A 19,730-nucleotide genomic window follows, 5' to 3' on the forward strand; every position below is an offset into this window, starting at 1 on the left:
GAGGGCGTCAGCCCGTCGCCGATCACTCGGCGGCGGCGTCCTCGGCGGGAGCCGGCGTACCGGCACCGCCCTGCTCGGCCTTCTTCTCGCGCAGCGCGTCCACGGTGCGGACGAGCTTCGAGGGCAGGGCCTGGAAGAGCGCAGCAGCCTGGGAGGGCTTGGCCTTCATGGCACCCGCCAGCTTGGCGAGCAGAACCTCGCGGGACTCGAGGTCCGCGAGCTTCTTGATCTCATCGGCGGTCAGCGCCTTACCGTCAAGGACACCGCCCTTGATGATGAGAGCGGGGTTCTCCTTGGCGAAGTCACGCAGAGCCTTCGCCGACTCCACCGGGTCACCGGTGACGAAGGCGACAGCCGTCGGACCGGTGAACTGGTCGTCGAGCTCAGTGATCCCGGCCTCGTTGGCCGCAATCTTGGTCAGCGTGTTCTTCACCACGGCGTACTGGGCGTTGTCACCCAGCGAGCGACGCAGAGTCTTGACCTGCTTCACCGTCAGACCGCGGTACTCGGTCAGCACGGCCGCGTTGGAGGAACGGAACTTGTCCGCGATCTCCGCGACGGCAGCAGCCTTGTCGGGCCTTGCCATAGGCTTACGCCTCCTTCCGTGATGTCGAGGTCGGCCGACCTGGACAAGTCGACCTACACTGCCTCGGACCACCAGAAGGGCGCCTACGCGGAGAAAGTCTCAGCGGAGAACGGGAAAAGCCCCGGTGCGCAGGCGCACGGGGCTCAGTACAGACCTCGACGGACGCACGAAACCGTGCGAACCGGAAGTCCAAGCTCCAAACACTCCTGCGCGGGCTGCCTGCGACGAAGCGCAGATCCTTCGGTCGAACGTCCCCTTACGGACACGCCACGACAACCAGCGGTCTTTGGCAGGTTTCAGCGTACGGGGCGATGTGCGGGAACGCCAAATCCAATGAGCGGGAGAGCCCGCCGCTCAGGAGCCGCCGCCCTGGGTGTCGCTCTCGGCCGGGGCCTGGACGGCGAGGTTGCCGCCGAACTCGCTGTACTGGATCACCTGGTTCAGGTCGCCCTTGGTGCCGGTGCCGCCGCGCTGGAGCTGGACCAGCTGGTCCTTGTCGTTGAGCCACAGGTCCAGGGTCAGCGTGGTCACCCCGCCCTGGCCCAGGGTGGCGGCCAGCGAGTCCCGGCGGTCGGCGGTGAGCAGGTTCTGCTGGGCGGCGGCGTAGTCGGCCACCGAGAGGCTGGCCGTGTAGTGCTCCACGGTGCTGTCGCCCAGCTTCTCCTCCCCCAGCTTGCGCAGATCGGGGGCGTTGGCCGCGGCGGTGACCGCCTCCAGCGGGTTGAGCTGGTCGACCAGGGCGGCGAACGGGGTCACCGGGTGGCCGTCGGGGCCCAGCACCTCGGGCGACTTCACCCAGTGCTTGCCGCCGAGCCGGGCCGCGGTGGCCGCGTCACCGCCCTGGTAGCTGACGGTGTCCATGACGATCAGCTGGTCGGTGGCACCCGGATTGGTCTTGGTGAGCTGCATGATCGTGCGCGGCGCCCAGTAGAGCGAGCCGTCGGCGCTGTCGCTCTTCCCGTCCGGGGTGTCGAAGCGGTAGCTGAGCTTGGCCCGGCGGGCGGTCTGCAGCACCTGCTCGGCCGAGAGCAGCACACCCTGCGGGGAGCGGTCGGTCGGCTTGTCCGTGGGCGAGGCGGAGCCGATGGACGGGGCCGGCGAGGTGGGCAGCGTCACCGCGCCGCCGGCCGGGCCGCCGCAGGCGGCCAGAGCGGCGATGAGCGCGGCGGCCACCGCCGCGGCACCCGCCGTGCGCCGTCGCGCCACGCTCATCACCTCCCGGTCCGGTCCGTCTTCCTCAGAGTGCCACGCGTCCCCTGATCAGTCTGCGGCGGGCTGGGTCTGCCCCGGCTGCCCCAGCTGCTTGGCCGCCTGGGCGAGCAGCTGGGCCGCGTCCATGGTGTCCTCGGCCGGCGGCGGGGTGGCCGTGACCTGGGTCCCGTAGTCGGAGTAGCTCACGGTGACGTCGATCGGACCGTTGGCGCTCTGGGACTTGGTCTCCTGCTTGACCAGCAGGCCCTGGCCGTCCACCCAGACGTCGTAGTGGGCGCTGGTGATGCCCTGGCTCTTCAGCTGCTGGCGCACCGCGTCGATCTGGTCCTGGGTGAGCGAGGTGCCCTGTCCGGACATCTGGGCGAGGGTCAGGTCGGCCGCGTAGTGGGTCACCTGCGCCCCGTTGAGGCTCTCCTTGCCGACCTCGGTCACCTTGCCGGAGGCGATCGCCGCGCGGACCGTCGCCACCGGGTCGGCGTTCTTCAGGCCGTCCTTGAGGCTGTCCCCGGCCGGGCCCATGACCTTGGCGAGGTCGTCGTAGGAGTACCTGAACCAGTGCTTGCCGCCCATCTGGGAGAGCATCGACTGCGGCAGGTGCATGTTCACGTACATCGCGTCGGCCTGGTAGACGACGTCCGCCGCCCCGCTGGTGCCGAGCTTGCCCGCCACGGCGGACGGCAGCTGCATCGTCATCGAGCCGGTCAGGCCGTTCGCCCAGGACATGGCGCCCTGGCTGGTGATCTGGCCGGTCTGGGTCTTGATCACCTCGACGGCCTTGGCCGACTTCTGGGCGCTGCTCTTGTCGCCGACCTGCTGGAGGAAGGCGGCCGGGGTGACGGCGGCCGGCGGCTGGGCGGCCTCGGGGACACGGCTGATCGCCGCAGGTGCGGCGCTGGCGGCGGCCTTGGCCTTGCCGCCGGCCGACTCGTCCGGGCCACAGGCCGCCAGGCCCGCGGTCAGGGCGGCCACCGCGGCCGCGGCAGCGAGGGTGCGAATACGGGTACTGGTCATGCGAATCCCCTCCCCGGGGTCCCTGCGGGTGGTCAGCCGAGGCTGCTGATCAGCTTCGCCGCGGCGGCCGGGTCGGCCTGGTCGCTCGCGGCGGGTGCGCTGACGCTGACCTTCACGCCGAGGTTCGAGTACTTGACGGTGCTCGCGTTGGAGCCGGCGCCGGCGCTGCTCGGCGAGGAGCCGTCGACGTTCTGCTCCGTCATCTGGAGCAGCTGGTGCTTGCCGTCCACCCAGAAGTCGGTGATGACGGTCGAACCGCCGTCGGCGACCACCTGCAGGGCGGCCTTGCGCTGGGCGTCACTGAGGCTCGGCATCTTGCCGACCAGGTCGGTGGCCTGCATCGTGCTGCGGTAGTGCGTAGTGGCGGCGCCGGCCACCTGCTCCGAACCGACCTTGCTGAGGGTGCCGTTCTGCGCGGCGACGGTGAGCTCGGCGGTCGGGTCCATCAGCACGGCGAGCGCGGTGAACGGGTCGCCGATGGTGCTGCCGCTGCCGGCGTTCAGGTCGACCCAGTGCTTGCCGCCGAGCAGCGCGGCCTGGTCGTCCGCCACGCCGAGGTACGAACCACCGTTCACCAGGCGGAACTTGATGGTCTTCCCGGACTCCTGCTCGGCCAGGTCGAGGGCCGGCTTGGTGCCCCAGGCGTACACGCCGGTGCCGTTGCCCGAGGAGCTGTCACTCGAACTGACGGCCACGTCGGCGCTGCCGGCCTTCTGCATCACGGCGGCCGACTCCAGCAGCGCCGCCTTCGACCCGAGGTCCGACCCACCAGCGGCGGCGGCACCGGACGCGGCGGCGGCCGCACCGCCCGAGCCGGTGGAGCTCTTGCTACTGCTGCTGCAAGCGGTCAGTGAACCGACCAGCACGGCCGGAACAGCCAGCGCCACTGCGATGCGCGTACTGCGCACGACGTTTCCCCCTTTTGTACGTCTTACCGATGACCTGCGGACTCTAGCCGAGGGTGAAGACACGGGGGAAAGGGAATTCGGTTCCCAGCCGGAACGCGTCAGGGCCCGCACTCCTTGCGGAGTGCGGGCCCTGACAGAGCATCAGACCTGGATCAGGTCAGACCGGCACGGATCGGACCAGAAGAGGTCAGACCGACGCTGTGCGGTGAGGCTGGTCCTGACACCTCGCTCGCAAGCTCGCTCGGCGTCAGACCGACGCCGGGTCCTCCTCGACGAGGAGGTTGCGGGTGCGGTTCGGGTCCACCTGGATGCCGGGGCCCATGGTGGTGGAGACCGCGGTCTTCTTGATGTAGCGGCCCTTGGCGGCGGACGGCTTGGCCCGCAGGATCTCGTCGAGCGCGGCGGCGTAGTTCTCGACCAGCTGCTCGTCGGTGAAGGAGGCCTTACCGATGATGAAGTGCAGGTTCGAGTGCTTGTCCACGCGGAACTCGATCTTGCCGCCCTTGATGTCCGTGACAGCCTTCGCCACGTCCGGGGTGACGGTGCCGGTCTTCGGGTTCGGCATCAGACCACGGGGACCGAGCACGCGGCCCAGGCGGCCGACCTTGCCCATGAGGTCCGGGGTGGCGACGACGGCGTCGAAGTCCAGGCGACCCTTGGCAACCTCGTCGATGAGCTCGTCGGAGCCGACGATGTCGGCACCCGCAGCCTCCGCAGCCGCTGCACGCTCGCCGGTCGCGAAGACCAGGACCCGGGCGGTCTTACCGGTGCCGTGCGGCAGGTTGACGGTGCTGCGGACCATCTGGTCGGCCTTGCGCGGGTCGACACCCAGGCGCATGGCAACCTCGACGGTCGCGTCGAACTTGGAGGTGGAGGTCTCCCGGGCGAGGCGGATGGCCTCGAGCGGGGCGTACAGGCGGTCGCTGTCGACCTTGAGGTCCGCGGCCTTGAGGGCCTTGCTGCGCTTCACTGCTGCTCCTGAAGGGTGGAGTTGTGGTGTACGGGCCGCGCTGGCCCTACCACTGAACGGAAGGGGGTTTTCAGCCCTCGACGGTGATGCCCATGGACCGGGCGGTACCCGCGATGATCTTCTCCGCGGCGTCCAGGTCGTTGGCGTTCAGGTCGGGGAGCTTGGTGGTGGCGATCTCGCGCACCTGGGCCGAGGTCAGCTTGGCGACCTTGGTCTTGTGCGGCTCGCCGGAGCCCTTCTCCACGCCCGCGGCCTTCAGGATGAGGCGCGCGGCCGGCGGCGTCTTGGTGATGAAGGTGAAGCTGCGGTCGTCGTAGACCGTGATCTCCACCGGCACGACCATGCCACGCTGCGACTCGGTCGCGGCGTTGTAGGCCTTGCAGAACTCCATGATGTTGACGCCGTGCTGACCCAGCGCGGGGCCGACCGGCGGGGCCGGGTTGGCCGCACCGGCGTTGATCTGGAGCTTGATAAGCCCCGTGACCTTCTTCTTCTTGGGAGGCATGTCTCTCCGGGTCCTTCCTTCGATGGACGTGTGCACGGCTCCGGGGCGACACCCGGGTATGCGTACACACAGCGGACCAGGCTAACGCGGATGCGCTGCCCGGCCAAAACGGATTCGGGGTGGGGAGGCCCCCACCCCGAATCCGAAGACCTGTGTCAGTTCTTCTGGATCTGGTCGAACGACAGCTCGACCGGGGTCTCCCGGCCGAAGATCTCGACCAGGCCCTTGACCTTCTTCGAGTCCGGGTTGATCTCGTTGATGGTCGCCTGCAGGGTGGCGAACGGGCCGTCGGTGACGGTGACCGAGTCGCCGACCTCGAAGTCGAGCACCTGGATCTCGGCCGGGCGGACCGGCGAGGGCTTGCCGGCCTCCTTCGCGGCGGCGCGCTCGACGTCGGGGGCGAGCATCTTGACGACCTCGTCCAGGGTCAGCGGGTACGGGTCGTAGGCGTTGCCCACGAAGCCGGTGACGCCGGGGGTGTTGCGCACGACGCCCCAGGACTCGGCGGTCAGGTCGATGCGGACCAGCACGTAGCCGGGGAGCTTGTTCTGCCGGATCGTCTTGCGGTCGCCGTTCTTGATCTGGACGACCTCCTCCTGCGGCACCTCGGCCTGGAAGATGTAGTCCTCGACGTTGAGCGAGACGGCGCGCTGCTCCAGGTTCTGCTTGACCCGGTTCTCGTAGCCCGCGTAGGTGTGGATCACGTACCACTCGCCGGGCAGGGTGCGCAGCTCCTCGCGGAACTTGGCGACCGGGTCGACCTGCTCCTCGACCAGCTCGACGGCCTCCTCGGCAGCGGCGTCGTCGGCGGCCTCAACCTCGGACTCGACCTCGGCCTCGTCCTCCACGTCGGCCTCGGCGTCGGCGTCGACCTCGGCGTCGGCCTCGCTCACCTCGTGCAGCGCGGCCTCCTCGGCGGGCTCCCCGGCCTCGGCCTCGTCGGCCGCCTCGAGCTCGTCCTCGTCGCCGTCCACCGCGTCGGCGATCTGCTCGCCGTCGGTGGCCTGCTCGTCGTCGTCCGAGTACGCGGCGGGCTCGGCGAAGTCGGCCTCGGCGTCGGCAGCCTCAGCCGCGTCCAGCTCGGCGGCGACATCCGCCTCGCTGACGGTCTCGTCGGCGTCGTACAGAGGGGACTCAGACACGGTGGCTGCTTCTTTCCTGGAGGTGTGGAGATGGTACGGCTCCGGGGCGCGCCCGCCACGGGCCCGTGGGCGCGGGCGCGGGTGGCACGACTCGAAGTCTCAACAGTACCCAGTCAACGGTAGCGGGCTCGTCCGCACGGCGGCGACAGCTCGACCCGGACGGTCCCCCGTTGGTGCTCGGAGGTCCGACCGGGTCGAGTGGTGATGCTGTGGGGGCTGGATCAGCCGAAGATCCAGAAGCTGGCCTTGGCGAAGCCCCAGTCCAGGGTCGCGACCAAGCCGATCATGACGGCCACGAAGACCACCACGACGCTGGTGTAGTTCATCAGCTCGCTCTTGGTCGGCCAGACGACCTTGCGAAGCTCGGCGATGATCTGCCGGTAGTACAGCCCGATCCGGGCGAACAGACCTGCCTTGGCACGCTTGCCGGGCGTCTTGCCGCTACCGGACTCGCGGTTGGCGCGCTTGCGCTCACGGCGGGAGAGAGCCTTGCCACCCTCGCTCGCAGTGCCCTCGGCGGTGTCGACCGCGTCCTCGGCACCCTCGGGGTTGCCGCTCTCAGGCGTTGCGGTGGAGCCCGTGGTCTCCGTCACTCGTCCTCACCTGAATCCGGGTCCAGCCGAAGGTCACCGACGTGCCATGAGAGCACGGGCGATCCGGCGCAGTGCTGAATGGATGTGTTGAACAACTTGCGCCCTTTCCGCGTCAAGCCCGCTCGCTCTTGTGGAGCGAACGGGCTGGACAAGGATCAAGCAGCAGGGCACGAGGGACTTGAACCCCCAACCGCCGGTTTTGGAGACCGGTGCTCTACCAATTGAGCTAGTACCCTTCGGTGCCTCGCGGCTCCGGAGTCGACGACCAACCTACCCCATCTGACCGTCCGCGTGTTGAACGCTTCCGATCATCGTGGTGCGGCGGTGCCGTCGATCAGTGAGTGTACGGGTTCAACGGCGTTTGGTCGAACCTCTTACCTCGGGCCGGTACCGGCACGGTCACCAGGTGGACCGGACGCGTACGGATGGTGAAACGACCCCCCGGCGGCCCGCCGGCTTCTGCGACGATGCACATATGAGCGCTTCCTCCCCCGCCAACGTCCGCCCCGCCGACCGCCGGGTCTCCGCCCGGGTCGGCGCCATCGCCGAGTCGGCCACCCTCGCCGTCGATGCCAAGGCCAAGGCCCTCAAGGCGGCCGGCCGCCCGGTGATCGGTTTCGGGGCCGGTGAGCCCGACTTCCCGACCCCGGACTACATCGTCGCCGCCGCCGTCGAGGCGTGCCAGGACCCGAAGAACCACCGGTACACGCCCGCCGGCGGCCTGCCCGAGCTCAAGGCGGCCATCGCGGCGAAGACCCTGCGCGACAGCGGCTACCAGGTGGACGCCTCCCAGGTGCTGGTGACCAACGGTGGCAAGCAGGCCATCTACGAGGCCTTCGCGGCCATCCTGGACCCGGGCGACGAGGTCATCGTCCCGGCCCCCTACTGGACCACCTACCCCGAGTCGATCCAGCTGGCCGGCGGCGTCACGGTCGAGGTGGTGGCCGACGAGACCACCGACTACAAGGTCTCGGTGGCCCAGCTGGAGGCGGCCCGGACCGAGAACACCAAGGTGGTGCTCTTCGTCTCGCCGTCCAACCCGACCGGCTCGGTCTACACCGAGGCCGAGGCCGAGGCGATCGGCCGCTGGGCGCTCGAGCACGGCCTGTGGGTGCTCACCGACGAGATCTACCAGCACCTGGTCTACGGCGACGCGACCTTCAGCTCGCTGCCCGTGCTGGTGCCCGGGCTCGCCGACAAGTGCATCGTGGTCAACGGTGTGGCCAAGACCTACGCCATGACCGGCTGGCGGGTGGGCTGGCTGATCGGCCCCAAGGACGTGGTGGCCGCCGCGGCCAACCTGCAGTCGCACGCCACCTCCAACGTGAGCAACGTGGCCCAGCGGGCCGCGCTGGCCGCGGTGAGCGGCGACCTGTCGGCCGTCGAGGAGATGAAGGTCGCCTTCGACCGCCGCCGGCAGACCATCGTGCGGATGCTCAACGAGATCGACGGCCTGGTCTGCCCCGAGCCGCTGGGCGCCTTCTACGTCTACCCGTCGGTCAAGGGCCTGCTGGGCAAGGAGATCCGCGGCAAGCGGCCGCAGACCTCCGCCGAGCTGGCCGCGCTGATCCTGGACGAGGCCGAGGTCGCCGTGGTCCCGGGCGAGGCCTTCGGTACCCCCGGCTACCTGCGGTTGTCCTACGCGCTGGGTGACGCCGACCTCGCCGAGGGCGTCAGCCGGATGCAGAAGCTGCTGGGCGAGGCGCGGGACTGACCGCCTGAGGCCCGCGTCATCGCGGCGCACACCGCCCCCGTCACCCTTGCGAGGGATCCGACGGGGGCGGTTCCCGTCGAGGGGGTGCATGCGGCAGGATTCGTGAATGGAACAGCGAGACATCAGGGCGCTGCCGAAGGCCCATCTCCACTTGCACTTCACCGGTTCGATGCGTCCGGCCACACTGCTGGAGCTCGCCGACAAGCACCGGGTCCGACTGCCCGAGGCGCTGATCTCCGCCACTCCCCCCAAGCTGCGGGCCACCGACGAGCGCGGCTGGTTCCGGTTCCAGCGCCTCTACGACACCGCCCGCTCGGTCCTGCGCGACGAGGCGGACATCCGCCGCCTGGTCCGGGAGACCGCCGAGGACGAGGTGACGGACGGCTCGCGCTGGCTGGAGATCCAGGTCGACCCGACCTCCTACGCCCCGCGGCTGGGCGGACTGATCCCGGCCCTGGAGCTGATCCTGGACGCCGTGCGGGAGGCCTCGGCAGCGACCGGCGTGGGGATCCGGGTGCTGGTCGCGGCGAACCGGATGAAGTCGGAGATGGACGCCCGGATGCTGGCCAGGCTCGCGGTGCGCTACACCGACCAGGGCGTGGTGGGCTTCGGGCTCTCGAACGACGAGCGGCGCGGTATGGCCAGGGACTTCGACCGGGCCTTCGCGATCGCTCGCAAGGGTGAGCTGCTGGCGGCCCCGCACGGCGGTGAACTGGCCGGCCCCGACTCGGTGCGCGACTGCCTGGACGACCTGGGCGCGGGCCGGATCGGCCACGGGGTGCGGGCGGCCGAGGACCCTCGGCTGCTCCAGCGGCTGGCCGACCGGCAGATCACCTGCGAGGTCTGCCCGGCCTCCAACGTGGCGCTCGGCGTCTACGAGAAAGCGGCGGCGGTGCCGCTGCGGGCGCTGTTCGAGGCGGGGGTCCCGCTCGCGCTGGGCGCCGACGACCCGCTGCTCTTCGGCTCCCGGCTGGCGGCCCAGTACGAACTGGCGCGGACCGTGCACGGCTTCTCGGACCAGGAACTGGCCGAGCTGGCCCGGCAGTCGATCCGCGGCTCCCGGGCGCCGGAGGGCGTCCGCAAGGAGTTGCTCGGCGAGATCGACACCTGGCTGACATCAGAATCTGCTTGACCGGCCCGGTGGCGGCCATGGAAGGCTGACGCCCCATGAGTTCGCATCACGGCACCGGCCACGGCACCACCCACACCACCACGCACACCACGACGACCCACAGCACCACGACCCACCACGTGGTGCACCACGTGACCGTCGTGCACCGCAGCTACTACTACCGGAGCACGCACGGCGGCGGGCTCGGCCTGACGCTCTTCGTCCTGCTGGCCCTGATAGCCCTGGTGGTGTGGCTGGTGGTCCGCAGGGCGCGCGCCTGAGAGGGTCCGCCGGCGGACCCTCTGGGCCGCGCGCCCCGCGCAGGGGCCTCTCGGCCGACGGTCAGAGCTCGACGCCGACCATCACCGGCTCGTTGACCAGGTGCACGCCGAAGGCGGCGTGCACACCGTCGCGGATCTCCCGGGCCAGCGTGAGCAGGTCCTCGGTGCTGGCGCGGCCGCGGTTGGTCAGGGCCAGGGTGTGCTTGGTGGACAGGGTCGCGGGGCCGCTGCCGTAGCCCTTGCCGAAGCCGGCCCGGTCGATCAGCCAGGCCGCCGAGGTCTTGGTCCGGCCGTCCGCCGCGGGCCAGGCGGGCGCGGTGAGTTCGCGCTCGGCCAGGCGGCGCTGGAAGTCCTGGTACTGATCCGGCGTCAGCAGCGGGTTGGTGAAGAAGGAGCCCGCGGACCAGGTGTCGTGGTCGGCCGGGTCGAGCACCATGCCCTTGCCCGCGCGCAGCGCGAGCACCGTCTCGAAGGCGGTGCGCAGCGGCACCCGCTCGCCCGCCGCCACCCCGAGGGTCCTGGCCACCTCGGGGTACTGGATCGGGCTGCAGGCCCCGTCGGCCGCCTCCAGGGCGAACCGGACCCGCAACACCACATAGCGCTCGGGGTCGGCCTTGAAGCGGCTGTGGCGGTAGCCGAAGGCGCAGTCGGCGGCGGGCAGGGTGACCGTCTCGCGCTCGTGGCGGTCGTAGGCGACCACCTCGGTGATGGTCTGCGCGACCTCCTGGCCGTAGGCGCCGACGTTCTGCACCGGGGTGGCACCGGCCGAGCCGGGGATGCCCGCCAGGAACTCGATGCCCGCCAGGCCCGCCTCGACCGTGCGGGCCACCGCCTCGGCCCAGACCTCGCCGGCCGCCAGCTCCAGCACGGTGCCCGTCAGTTGGAACCCGGTGGTGGCGATCCGCAGCACGGTGCCGTCGAAGCCCCCGTCGCCGATCACCAGGTTGCTGCCGCCGCCGATCACCAGCAGCGGCTCGCCGGCCGCGTCGGCGGCCCGGACGGCGTCGACCACCTCGGCGTCGGTCCGGGCGGTCACCAGCCGGCGGGCGGGGCCGCCGAGCCGCAGGGTGGTCAACGGGGCGAGTGGGGCGTTCTCGGTCACGTGCACGCGCTCCACGGTAATGGATGGCCCGGGCGCTCCAGGGCGCTCCCGGGCAGCACGGCGCAACGCGAACGCGCCGCCCCCGGGCGTGTCCCGGGGGCGGCGCGCTGCGAGGTGAACCGGCGCTAGCTCAGCTGGACCACGGCGCGGGACATCCCGAGCACCTTCTGCCCGGCGCTGGTGACCACCAGGTCCACCCGCACCCGGCGGTCCTCCAGCAGCTGGGCCACCTTGCCGGTGACCTCGATCACGGCGCCGGTCCCGTCGTTCGGCACCACCACGGGCCGGGTGAACCGCACGCCGTACTCCACCAGCGACGCCGGGTCGCCGGTCCAGTCGGTGACCACCCGGACCGCCTCGGCCATGGTGAACATGCCGTGGCCGATCACATCGGGCAGGCCGACCTCACGGGCGAACTTCTCGTCCCAGTGGATCGGGTTGAAGTCCAGCGAGGCGCCGGCGTAGCGCACCAGAGTGGCGCGGGTCACCGGGAAGGACTGCGCGGGCAGTTCGGTCCCGACCTCGACCTCGTCGAAGCTGACAGCCATCGTGCTACTCCCCCGCTGCTTCGTCGGCCGCCCGGGCGACCAGGGTCATGACGGACGTCACGATGTGCTCGCCGCTCTCGTCCACGATCTCACCACGCACGGTGAGGACGTCATTGCCGGCCAGCGACTTGATGTTGTCGATGCCGATCAGCACCCGCACCCGGTCGCCGGCCCGCAGCGGGCGGCTGTAGATGAACTTCTGGTCGCCGTGCACCACCCGGGAGAAGTCCAGCCCCAGGTCCGGGTCCTGCACGACCTGGGCGGCGGCCGTGTAGCTGAGGGTGAAGGAGAAGGTCGGCGGTGCCAGGACGTCCGGGTGGCCCAGCGCCTTGGCCGCCTCCTGATCGGTGTACAGCGGGTTCGCGTCGCCGATCGCGAGGGCGAACTCACGGATCTTCTCCCGCCCCACCTCGTACACCTCGGTGGGCGGGTAGGTCCGCCCGATGAAGGAAGCGTCGAGCGCCATGGACTACTCCTCAATTGGGTTGTGCGGAAACGACTTCAGGCCGCACCCCGATGGGGTGCGGCCTGAAGCCTAAGACCTGAACGCCTTGCCAGGCCCGCAAACGCCTTACGGGGTCAGCGGGTCTCGCGGTGGGCGGTGTGCGAGTTGCAGCGCGGGCAGTGCTTCTTCATCTCAAGACGGTCCGGGTCGTTACGCCGGTTCTTCTTGGTGATGTAGTTCCGCTCCTTGCACTCCACGCAGGCCAGCGTGATCTTCGGGCGGACATCGGTGGCAGCCACGGGAGTGCCTTCCTTGAACAATGGGTGATGACACAACAAGAGTAGCCGATCGGGAGTTCGATCTCCCGACCGACTACGCGGGGTAGCGGTGACCGGACTTGAACCGGTGACACAGCGATTATGAGCCGCTTGCTCTACCAACTGAGCTACACCGCTTTGGTACTCAGAACCCCGACGAGCGGAATCCCGACCACCAGAGCCCCCATGCGGAATCGAACCGCAGACCTTCTCCTTACCATGGAGACGCTCTACCGACTGAGCTATAGGGGCGAACCGGCCGAACGAGGAAGAGATTACACGTTTCAGGGCCGGAGGTGAAATCCGTATCCGGAGCACAAGATCGCAGGTCGACGGCTCGCACGGGCCGGCGACTCCAGGGCGGGCGTTCGAGGCCGTGCCGGGGGCCGGGCGGCACCCGGCTCGGCCGGGCCCCTCCGGCGGTTGCGGGCGGCGCCCGCCGCGACCGGGCCGGTCCGCCGCGAGCCTCCGCCCCCCACGCCCGCGCTGACCATAGGCTCGACCGCCAGTGATCTTCCGCGCGGCGCGGGTGGCCGCGGCCGCCCGCGCCTACGACTGGAAGGAGCCCGCCGATGAGCCCGGACAGCACCTCCCCCGACGGACCGCACCCCGGCCCGCCCGGCTCAGGACCGGCCGGCTCGGAGCCCTCCGGCTCGGGCCCGGCCGGCCCAGGACCCTCCAGCCCAGGACCCTCCGGCTCGGGGCCGGCCGGCTCGGGCGACCAGGGCGGCGAAGGCGGACCGGGCCCCGGGACGCCGGGATCGGGCGCGGGCGGCTCGGGCACGGGCGCGGGCAACCCGCTCGGCCACGGCCCGGTCCTGCTGCTCAGCGGCGCCCGGCTGGCCGACGGGCGGGTGGTCGACGTACGGATCAGCGGCGACCGGATCCAGGCCGTCGGCACCGCCGGCAGCCTGGGGCCGCTGCCGCAGTCCGCGCTGCCGGCCGGTGCGGCCTGCGGCGGCGAGCCGGCGGTCGCGGCCGGCGCCCGGATCGACCTGACCGGCTACCTGCTGCTGCCTGCCCCCGCCGAGCCGCACGCCCACCACGACACCGCCTTCACCGGCACGGCCACCGGCGGCACCGAGCCGCGGCCCCCGCTGGCCGGGCCACCCGCCGAGGACCAGGACACGGCGGCGCCCCAGGACGAGGGCCGGGGGATGGTGCGCCGGATCACCGAGGCCGCGCTCACCTCGCTCGGCTACGGCGCCACCGCCCAGCGCACCCATGTGCGGATCGGCGACGCGCACGGGCTGCGCCGGCTGGAGGCGGTGCTCACCGCGCGCGGGGCCCTGCGCGGGCTGGCCGAGTTGCAGGTGGTGGCGGTGCCCCGGCTGCTCACCGGACTGGCCGGCGCCGAGGGCCGGGCCCAGCTGCGCGAGGCGCTGCGGCTGGGCGCGGACGTGGTGGGCGGCTGCCCGGAGCTGGATCCGGACCCGGCCGGCTACGTGCAGACCGTGGTGGCCGCGGCCACCGACTTCGACTGCCCCGTCGACCTGCATCTGCGCGGCCGCGACCCGGACCAACTGGCCCGTCTCACCGCCCTGTTGGCGCCGCTGCGACCGCGGGTCGCGGTGGGCCCGTGCGATCTGCTCACCGCGGGCTCCGCGGCGGGCCTGCGGGCGGCCGGACTGCGGGTGGTCTGCCTGCCGCAGAACGGCGCCTGCTGCGCCACCGACGGTCCGCCCGGCGGCCTGAGTCCTTCGGTGACAGCGGAGTTGACGTTCCATCAGGTCCCGCTGGCGGCGGGCAGCGGAGCGCTGCGGGACGCGGTCAACCCGGTCGGCCGGGCCGATCCGCTGGAGGCCGCCTATCTGCTGGCCGCCTCGGGCGCGCTGAGCGTGGGCGCCGCCTACGAGGCGATCAGCGGGCAGGCCAGGCAGCTGATGGGGCTGCCCGCGGTACGGGTGGACGCCGGGTTCCCGGCCGAGCTGCTCGCGGTGCGCGGGGACAGCCTGGCCGGCGCGCTCTCCGGTGGGCACAGCCGCCTGGTGGTGCACAGCGGCCGGGTGGTCTCCCGCACCAGCGCGGTACGGGAGTTCGCGGACACCGTGGCACTGGCGCTGCCGCGGCAGAGCGGCCACCACTGAGCCCGGCGCCACGGCCGGCGCCACGGCCGGCGCCACGACCGGCGCCCTGGGGCACGGCCTCAGCGGTACTCGCGCAGCCGGGGCCGCACCGCCAGCACGGTGAGCGCCAGCGCGCCCGCCAGCAGCACCGCGCAGGCGATCGCCGCCCCGCCGCCCAGCGCGTCGTCGCTCTGCTGGACGGCCTGGTCGAAGGCGTGCTGGTTGATCGCGATCACCTGGTCGAAGGCGTCGCTCAGCTTGCCGAAGTCCCCGTCCGACTGCCCCACCGCGGTGCCGGTGTCGAAGGCGATGGCGTCCGCCAGCCGGCCCTGGCCCTGCAACTGGCGGATCTGGCGGTCGTCCTGCTGGTAGGTCCGGAAGTCGCTCAGCACCTGGTCGGCGGCCTGCTGCTCACCGGCGAAGGTGATGTTGTGCTCCTCGTCCCCCAGGAAGCCGCCGAAGCCCACGGTGCCCGCCGAGGCCTGGTGTGCGCTGACCGCCTGGGTCAGCGCGGCCAGGTAGTCGGCCGGGTCGGTGTGGTCCAGCTTCACGACCTGCTGGCTCTTGTCGAAGAACGCCTGCGCGTAACTGTCCGCCCGGCTCGGGTCGCTCAGCCAGCGGCTCTCGTCGGCGTTGCTGTCGTAGGCCACCGCCTTGGCCCGGCTGAGCGCGATCACCGAGTCGTAGGCGTCCGCCTTGGCGGTGTGCAGCCGGTCGCTGGTGCCGGAGACGAGCGACAGGCCGTAGCCGAGGCCGATCACCGCCAGCAGCAGGGCCGCGATCAGCGGCGGGCTGATCAGCCGCCGGTAGCGGACCGTCAGGGTGCGCTGCAGCGTGCCCAGCAGGCCCAGCGCGAGCAGCCCGGTGACCAGCAGCCACCACCAGCCGGAGTCGAGATCGCCGCGCTGGGCGGTGTAACTCGACGCGACGACGGCCGCGTTGGCGTTGGCCACCTGATCGGCGTCGGGCAGCAGCTGACTGCGCAGCAGGTCGGTGGCCTGCCGGTAGGAGCTGAGCGCGTCGGCGGAGGGCTTGCCCGGCAGCGACCTGGCGGTGTTCTCCTGCAGGTCGGAACGGGCCACCAGGGCCTCGTACTGGCCGAGCGCGTCCAGCTCGTCCTGGACGGCCTTGCGGCCCGCCGCGTCCCCGGACAGCGCCTCGGTGGCCTGTTCCAGGTCGGCGTCCGCCTGGGCCCGGCGCTGGTCGTAGGTGTCCTCGACGGCCTTGCGCTTGGCGAAGTCGGCCTCGTCGGCGCCGACCAGCAGCAGGTTGGCCGCCTGCGCGTCCAGGTCCCCGAGGGCGAAGTAGAGGTCCGAGGCCCGTTCGGCCTGCGGGGCGGCGTGGTGGCCGATGGCGTCCACGCTGTCCCGGGCGCCGCTGAGCACCGTGTAGCCGACCCCCGCGAAGAGCAGCAGGGCGGCGAGCGCGGCCGCGGTGAGCGCGCGGACCCGGCGCGGAGTGGTCCAGAAGGCCCGCTGGAACAACCGGGCCAGGCCGGCCGGCGCCGGCCCCGCGGTTGAGGTGCGCGAGGCCGGCGCGGCAGCGGTGGAGGATCGGCCGGTGCGGGGGGCGCGCGGCCCGGAAGCACCTCCGGCTGTCACCGAACCCGTCCCTTCGGAGCGGATCTCCCCCGGTGCAACCTGTGGTGTGACTCCCGTGGCCATGGCCGCGCGTCCCCTCCCCATCACCTGGCCGCCGGCTCCTGGTGGGTCCCGATCGGGATCCACCGGTGTCCGGCACGGTCCAGCCCCTGACCCGGCAGTGAGCCGGGCTCCCCCACGGAGCGGAGCGGAACCGTTTCCTCACGAGTGACGCTAGCCCCTGGGCGTGATGATTGTGCTCCGTCCTGACGCCCCCTTGGCGCCTCCCGGACCGGTCTTGACGCATCATTAGCGCCCCCGGGCCCACCTGGGGTTTTACCTGGCCGTCTAGGGCTCGTAGCGGTAGCCGATACCCGGCTCGGTGATCAGGTGGCGCGGCCTCGACGGATCGTGCTCCAGCTTGCGGCGCAGGCCCGCGAAGTAGACCCGCAGATAGTTGCCCCGCTCCTCGTGGCCGGGCCCCCAGACCGCGCGCAGTATCTGCCGACCGGGCAGCAGCCGGCCCGGGTTGGCCAGCAGCATGGTGAGGATCTTCCACTCGGTGGGGGTCAGCCGCAGCTGGGACGGCCCCTGGTCGCCGGCGGCCCGCAGCACGGTGCCGGCCGTCAGGTCGATCACCCACTCCCCCAGCAGCGCCTTGGTCACCGCCGCGGTGCCGGCCGGGCGGCGCAGCACCGCGCGCAGCCGGGCGAACAGCTCGTCCATCAGGAAGGGCTTGGTGACGTAGTCGTCCGCGCCGGCGTCCAGCGCCTGGATCTTGTCGTCCGCGCCGCTGCGCCCGGAGAGCACGATGATCGGCACCGGGCCGCGCCCGCGCAGCCGGTGGATCACCTCCACCCCGTCCAGGTCGGGCAGGCCCAGGTCGAGCAGCACGGCGTCCGGCCGGCTGCGCTCGGCGGACTCCAGGGCGGCGGCCGCGGTGGCGGCGGTGGCCACCTTGTACTCGCGGGCCCGCAGGTTGATCCGCAGCGCGCGCAGCAGCTGAGGCTCGTCGTCGACGATCAGGATGTGTGTCACGGTGCCTCGTCCTCCTCCGTCGCGGTGGGCAGGGTGAGCAGCATGGTGGTCCCGCCGCCGGGGGTGTCCTCGACCTCCAGGGTTCCGCCCATCGCCTCGGCCAGGCCCCGGGAGAGCGCCAGGCCCAGGCCGACTCCGGTGGTGTTGTCGGTGTCGCCGAGCCGCTGGAAGGGCAGGAAGACCCGGTCCCGGTCGGCGGTCGGGATGCCCGGGCCGCGGTCGGCGATCCGGATCTGCACCTGGTCCAGGTGGGTGCTCGCGCTGACCAGCACCGGGGCGCCCGGGGCGTTGTAGCGCAGCGCGTTGGTGATCACGTTGGCCAGCACCCGCTCCAGCAGCGGGGCGTCCGCCAGCACGGCGGGCACCAGCTCCAGGTCGAGCGGCTGCACCGGGGCGTCGGGGTTCGCCAGCGAGTCGAGCGCGCGCGGCAGCACCTCGTCCACGTGGACCGGGCCCAGGTTCAGCGTGAGCGCCCCCGCCTGCAGCCGGCTCATGTCGAGCAGGTTGTCGACCAGGCGGTTGAGCCGGATCAGCGACTCGTCGGCGGTGGCCAGCAGCTCGGCCTGGTCCTCCGGCGAGAACTCGACGTCCGGACTGCGCAGCGAGCCGACCGAGGCCAGCGCGGCGGCCAGCGGGGTGCGCAGGTCGTGGCTGACGGCGGCCAGCAGGGCGGTGCGCATCTTGTCGGCCGCCTTGATCGGCTCCACCTCGGCGGCCACCGCCGCCAGCCGGTCGCGCTCCAGCGCGGCGGCCACGTGGGCCGAGTAGGCGGTCAGCAGCCGGTGCTGGTCGACGGTCAGCCGGCGCCCGGTCAGGATCAGCAGCGCGTCTGAGCCCACCGGCACCTCGGTGCTCTCGGTCTCGTCCGCGCCGTCCCCCGAGGAGTCGCTGCGGGCGATCACCTCGCCGCTCTCCCGGGAGAGCAGGGCCACCGAGTCCAGGCCGAAGGTGTTGCGGGAGTGCTCCAGCAGGGTCGGTATCGCCGACTGGCCGTGCCGGCCCGAGTCCTGGCTGCGCAGCACGGTGCCGGCCAGCGCGGAGAGCGTCTCGGCCTCGGCGGTCGCCCTGGCCGCCCGCCCGGTGAGCCTGGTCGCCCGGTCCACCACCGTGGAGACGGTGAGCGCGACCATCGCGAAGACCAGCAGCGCGATCACGTTGTTGGGCTCGCCGATGGTGAAGGTGTGCACCGGCGGGATGAAGTAGTAGTTGAGCAGCAGCGAGGCGATCAGCGAGGCCACCAGCGCCGAGGCCGCACCGCCGAGCAGCGCCACCGCCACCACGCCGAGCTGGAAGAGCAGCGCGACGGTGGTCAGGTTGAGCGTGTGGTGCAGCTGGGAGAGCAGGCCGGTCAGCACGAAGGGCAGCAGCAGGCCCGAGGTGAAGCCGGCCACCGTGCGCCGCCGGGAGTGCCGCCGGCCCAGCTTGGGCAGCCGGCCGCGCCCGGTGAACTCGTGGGTGACCATGTGGACGTCGATGTCCTCGGACTCGTCGACGGTGGTCTCACCGATGCCGGGGCCGGTCAGGAAGCGGGTGATCCGGCCGCGCCGGCTGGTGCCGAGCACCAGCTGGGTGGCGTCGTTGGCGCGGGCGAAGCCGAGCAGCGCACTCGGGATGTCGTCGCCGACCACCACGTGGTACGTGCCGCCGAGGGTCTCCACCAGGCGGCGCTGGTTGGCCAGCGCGCCGGGTGAGGCGCCGGCCAGGCCGTCGCTGCGGGTGACGTGCACGGCCAGCATCTGGCCCGCGGCGGTGCGGTCGGCGATCCGGGCGGCGCGCCGGATCAGTGTCTCGCCCTCGGGGCCGCCGGTGAGCGCGACCACCACCCGCTCGCGCGTCTCCCAGACCCGGTCGATGTTGTGCTCGGCCCGGTAGTCGCGCAGTCCCTCGTCGACCCGCCCGGCCACCCAGAGCAGAGCGAGTTCCCGAAGCGCCGTCAGGTTCCCGACCCGGAAGTAGTTGGAGAGCGCGGCGTCCACCTTCTCGGCCTTGTAGACGTTGCCATGGGCCATCCGGCGGCGCAGTGCCTGCGGGGCCATGTCGACGAGTTCGATCTGGTCGGCCCGTCGCACGACCTCGTCCGGCACCGTCTCCCGCTGCGGGGTGCCGGTGATCTTCTGGACGACGTCGTTGAGGCTCTCCAGGTGCTGGATGTTGACCGTGGTGATCACGTCGAGGCCGGCGACCAGCAGGTCCTCGACGTCCTGCCAGCGTTTGGCGTTCTTTCCGCCCGGGATGTTGGTGTGCGCCAGCTCGTCCACCAGGACGACGCCGGGGCGCCGCTCCAGTACCGCCTCGACGTTCATCTCGGTGAACTCGGTGCCCCGGTAGCTGCGGTGCAGTCGGGGCATCACGTCCAGGCCCTGCAGCATGCCCTCGGTGTGCTTGCGGCCGTGGCACTCGATGTAGCCCACCACGACGTCCGCGCCTCGCTCCTGTCTGCGTCGGGCCTCGTCCAGCATCCGGTAGGTCTTGCCGACGCCGGGGGCCGAGCCGAGGTACACCCGCAGCCGGCCGCGCCGGGGCGGGGCGGCGGAGGCGAGATCGCGAGCCATGGGGGGCTTCTTCTCTCTTCACGAAAAGATGGGCAGAGACAGGCCGGAC

The 19,730-nt window shown here is 71.7% G+C and carries 19 protein-coding genes and 3 tRNA genes; 4 read left to right on the forward strand and 18 right to left on the reverse strand.

The window, feature by feature from the left end:
- Nucleotides 1–22: 22 nt before the first annotated feature.
- The 9 genes from rplJ to ACFZB9_RS12625 form a co-directional block, all read right to left on the reverse strand.
- Nucleotides 23–586: a 50S ribosomal protein L10 gene (gene rplJ, locus ACFZB9_RS12585; protein WP_391446304.1), complete on the reverse strand. Its 564-nt coding sequence runs from the start codon at nucleotides 584–586 to the stop codon at nucleotides 23–25.
- A gap of 354 nt (nucleotides 587–940) precedes the next feature.
- Nucleotides 941–1,792, reverse strand: a complete 852-nt coding sequence (locus ACFZB9_RS12590) for a hypothetical protein (protein ID WP_391446306.1) — start codon at nucleotides 1,790–1,792, stop codon at nucleotides 941–943.
- A gap of 54 nt (nucleotides 1,793–1,846) precedes the next feature.
- Nucleotides 1,847–2,809, reverse strand: a complete 963-nt coding sequence (locus ACFZB9_RS12595; RefSeq protein WP_391446308.1) for a hypothetical protein — start codon at nucleotides 2,807–2,809, stop codon at nucleotides 1,847–1,849.
- 32 nt (nucleotides 2,810–2,841) lie between these two features.
- Nucleotides 2,842–3,717 (reverse strand): hypothetical protein, encoded by an 876-nt coding sequence (locus ACFZB9_RS12600; RefSeq protein ID WP_391446310.1) that lies wholly within the window; start codon nucleotides 3,715–3,717, stop codon nucleotides 2,842–2,844.
- 247 nt (nucleotides 3,718–3,964) lie between these two features.
- Nucleotides 3,965–4,687 (reverse strand): 50S ribosomal protein L1, encoded by a 723-nt coding sequence (rplA, locus tag ACFZB9_RS12605; RefSeq protein ID WP_391446311.1) that lies wholly within the window; start codon nucleotides 4,685–4,687, stop codon nucleotides 3,965–3,967.
- Between the two features lie 70 nt (nucleotides 4,688–4,757).
- On the reverse strand, nucleotides 4,758–5,192 hold the full coding sequence (gene rplK, locus ACFZB9_RS12610; RefSeq protein WP_266296769.1) for a 50S ribosomal protein L11: 435 nt from the start codon (nucleotides 5,190–5,192) through the stop codon (nucleotides 4,758–4,760).
- A gap of 155 nt (nucleotides 5,193–5,347) precedes the next feature.
- Nucleotides 5,348–6,334, reverse strand: coding sequence for a transcription termination/antitermination protein NusG (gene nusG, locus ACFZB9_RS12615; protein ID WP_391446313.1), 987 nt, complete (start codon nucleotides 6,332–6,334; stop codon nucleotides 5,348–5,350).
- A 221-nt stretch (nucleotides 6,335–6,555) separates the two neighbouring features.
- Nucleotides 6,556–6,927, reverse strand: a complete 372-nt coding sequence (gene secE / locus ACFZB9_RS12620; RefSeq protein WP_391446315.1) for a preprotein translocase subunit SecE — start codon at nucleotides 6,925–6,927, stop codon at nucleotides 6,556–6,558.
- A 163-nt stretch (nucleotides 6,928–7,090) separates the two neighbouring features.
- Nucleotides 7,091–7,163 (reverse strand) — tRNA-Trp (locus tag ACFZB9_RS12625).
- A 239-nt stretch (nucleotides 7,164–7,402) separates the two neighbouring features.
- On the opposite strand from ACFZB9_RS12625, the gene ACFZB9_RS12630 reads away from it, so the two are divergent.
- The 3 genes from ACFZB9_RS12630 (at nucleotide 7,403) to ACFZB9_RS12640 (ending at nucleotide 10,033) form a co-directional block, all read left to right on the forward strand.
- A complete protein-coding gene (locus ACFZB9_RS12630; protein ID WP_391446317.1) occupies nucleotides 7,403–8,641 on the forward strand; it encodes a pyridoxal phosphate-dependent aminotransferase in 1,239 nt (412 codons plus the stop codon).
- 106 nt (nucleotides 8,642–8,747) lie between these two features.
- Nucleotides 8,748–9,773: an adenosine deaminase gene (locus ACFZB9_RS12635; RefSeq protein WP_391446319.1), complete on the forward strand. Its 1,026-nt coding sequence runs from the start codon at nucleotides 8,748–8,750 to the stop codon at nucleotides 9,771–9,773.
- Between the two features lie 35 nt (nucleotides 9,774–9,808).
- Nucleotides 9,809–10,033, forward strand: coding sequence for a hypothetical protein (locus ACFZB9_RS12640; RefSeq protein ID WP_391446321.1), 225 nt, complete (start codon nucleotides 9,809–9,811; stop codon nucleotides 10,031–10,033).
- Between the two features lie 61 nt (nucleotides 10,034–10,094).
- Here the strand turns inward: ACFZB9_RS12640 and ACFZB9_RS12645 are convergent, their stop codons facing one another.
- The 6 genes from ACFZB9_RS12645 to ACFZB9_RS12670 form a co-directional block, all read right to left on the reverse strand.
- Nucleotides 10,095–11,141 carry a UDP-N-acetylmuramate dehydrogenase gene (locus ACFZB9_RS12645; protein WP_391446322.1) on the reverse strand — a complete coding sequence of 349 codons (1,047 nt, stop codon included), beginning with the start codon at nucleotides 11,139–11,141 and terminating at the stop codon, nucleotides 10,095–10,097.
- Nucleotides 11,142–11,260: 119 nt separating this feature from the next.
- Nucleotides 11,261–11,683, reverse strand: coding sequence for a MaoC family dehydratase (locus ACFZB9_RS12650; RefSeq protein ID WP_391446324.1), 423 nt, complete (start codon nucleotides 11,681–11,683; stop codon nucleotides 11,261–11,263).
- A 4-nt stretch (nucleotides 11,684–11,687) separates the two neighbouring features.
- On the reverse strand, nucleotides 11,688–12,149 hold the full coding sequence (locus tag ACFZB9_RS12655; RefSeq protein WP_391446326.1) for a MaoC family dehydratase N-terminal domain-containing protein: 462 nt from the start codon (nucleotides 12,147–12,149) through the stop codon (nucleotides 11,688–11,690).
- Between the two features lie 113 nt (nucleotides 12,150–12,262).
- Complete coding sequence (gene rpmG / locus ACFZB9_RS12660; protein ID WP_006604855.1) at nucleotides 12,263–12,427, reverse strand: 50S ribosomal protein L33; 165 nt, start codon at nucleotides 12,425–12,427, stop codon at nucleotides 12,263–12,265.
- A gap of 83 nt (nucleotides 12,428–12,510) precedes the next feature.
- A tRNA-Met gene (locus tag ACFZB9_RS12665) sits at nucleotides 12,511–12,583 on the reverse strand.
- Nucleotides 12,584–12,624: 41 nt separating this feature from the next.
- Nucleotides 12,625–12,697 (reverse strand) — tRNA-Thr (locus ACFZB9_RS12670).
- A 320-nt stretch (nucleotides 12,698–13,017) separates the two neighbouring features.
- Here ACFZB9_RS12670 and ACFZB9_RS12675 point away from each other — a divergent pair.
- On the forward strand, nucleotides 13,018–14,532 hold the full coding sequence (locus ACFZB9_RS12675) for a hydrolase (protein ID WP_391446328.1): 1,515 nt from the start codon (nucleotides 13,018–13,020) through the stop codon (nucleotides 14,530–14,532).
- A gap of 59 nt (nucleotides 14,533–14,591) precedes the next feature.
- On the opposite strand, the gene ACFZB9_RS12680 is transcribed toward ACFZB9_RS12675, so the two are convergent.
- The 3 genes from ACFZB9_RS12680 to ACFZB9_RS12690 form a co-directional block, all read right to left on the reverse strand.
- Nucleotides 14,592–16,112 carry a hypothetical protein gene (locus ACFZB9_RS12680; protein ID WP_391446329.1) on the reverse strand — a complete coding sequence of 507 codons (1,521 nt, stop codon included), beginning with the start codon at nucleotides 16,110–16,112 and terminating at the stop codon, nucleotides 14,592–14,594.
- Between the two features lie 327 nt (nucleotides 16,113–16,439).
- Nucleotides 16,440–17,129: a response regulator gene (locus tag ACFZB9_RS12685; RefSeq protein ID WP_391446331.1), complete on the reverse strand. Its 690-nt coding sequence runs from the start codon at nucleotides 17,127–17,129 to the stop codon at nucleotides 16,440–16,442.
- A complete protein-coding gene (locus ACFZB9_RS12690; RefSeq protein WP_391446333.1) occupies nucleotides 17,126–19,681 on the reverse strand; it encodes an ATP-binding protein in 2,556 nt (851 codons plus the stop codon). The genes ACFZB9_RS12685 and ACFZB9_RS12690 overlap by 4 nt, the downstream gene beginning before the upstream one ends.
- Between the last annotated feature and the right edge of the window lie 49 nt (nucleotides 19,682–19,730).

Source organism: Kitasatospora sp. NPDC008050, from assembly GCF_042957465.1.
Taxonomy (GTDB): domain Bacteria; phylum Actinomycetota; class Actinomycetes; order Streptomycetales; family Streptomycetaceae; genus Kitasatospora.

Bases quoted from the DNA above. Each gene is read 5' to 3' on its own strand.
- ACFZB9_RS12655 (WP_391446326.1), bottom strand. From the start codon at position 12,149: ATGGCGCTCGACGCTTCCTTCATCGGGCGGACCTACCCGCCCACCGAG.
- ACFZB9_RS12630 (WP_391446317.1), top strand. From the start codon at position 7,403: ATGAGCGCTTCCTCCCCCGCCAACGTCCGCCCCGCCGACCGCCGGGTC.
- ACFZB9_RS12650 (WP_391446324.1), bottom strand. From the start codon at position 11,683: ATGGCTGTCAGCTTCGACGAGGTCGAGGTCGGGACCGAACTGCCCGCG.
- ACFZB9_RS12690 (WP_391446333.1), bottom strand. From the start codon at position 19,681: ATGGCTCGCGATCTCGCCTCCGCCGCCCCGCCCCGGCGCGGCCGGCTG.
- ACFZB9_RS12635 (WP_391446319.1), top strand. From the start codon at position 8,748: ATGGAACAGCGAGACATCAGGGCGCTGCCGAAGGCCCATCTCCACTTG.
- ACFZB9_RS12640 (WP_391446321.1), top strand. From the start codon at position 9,809: ATGAGTTCGCATCACGGCACCGGCCACGGCACCACCCACACCACCACG.
- rplJ (WP_391446304.1), bottom strand. From the start codon at position 586: ATGGCAAGGCCCGACAAGGCTGCTGCCGTCGCGGAGATCGCGGACAAG.
- ACFZB9_RS12595 (WP_391446308.1), bottom strand. From the start codon at position 2,809: ATGACCAGTACCCGTATTCGCACCCTCGCTGCCGCGGCCGCGGTGGCC.
- ACFZB9_RS12675 (WP_391446328.1), top strand. From the start codon at position 13,018: ATGAGCCCGGACAGCACCTCCCCCGACGGACCGCACCCCGGCCCGCCC.
- rplK (WP_266296769.1), bottom strand. From the start codon at position 5,192: ATGCCTCCCAAGAAGAAGAAGGTCACGGGGCTTATCAAGCTCCAGATC.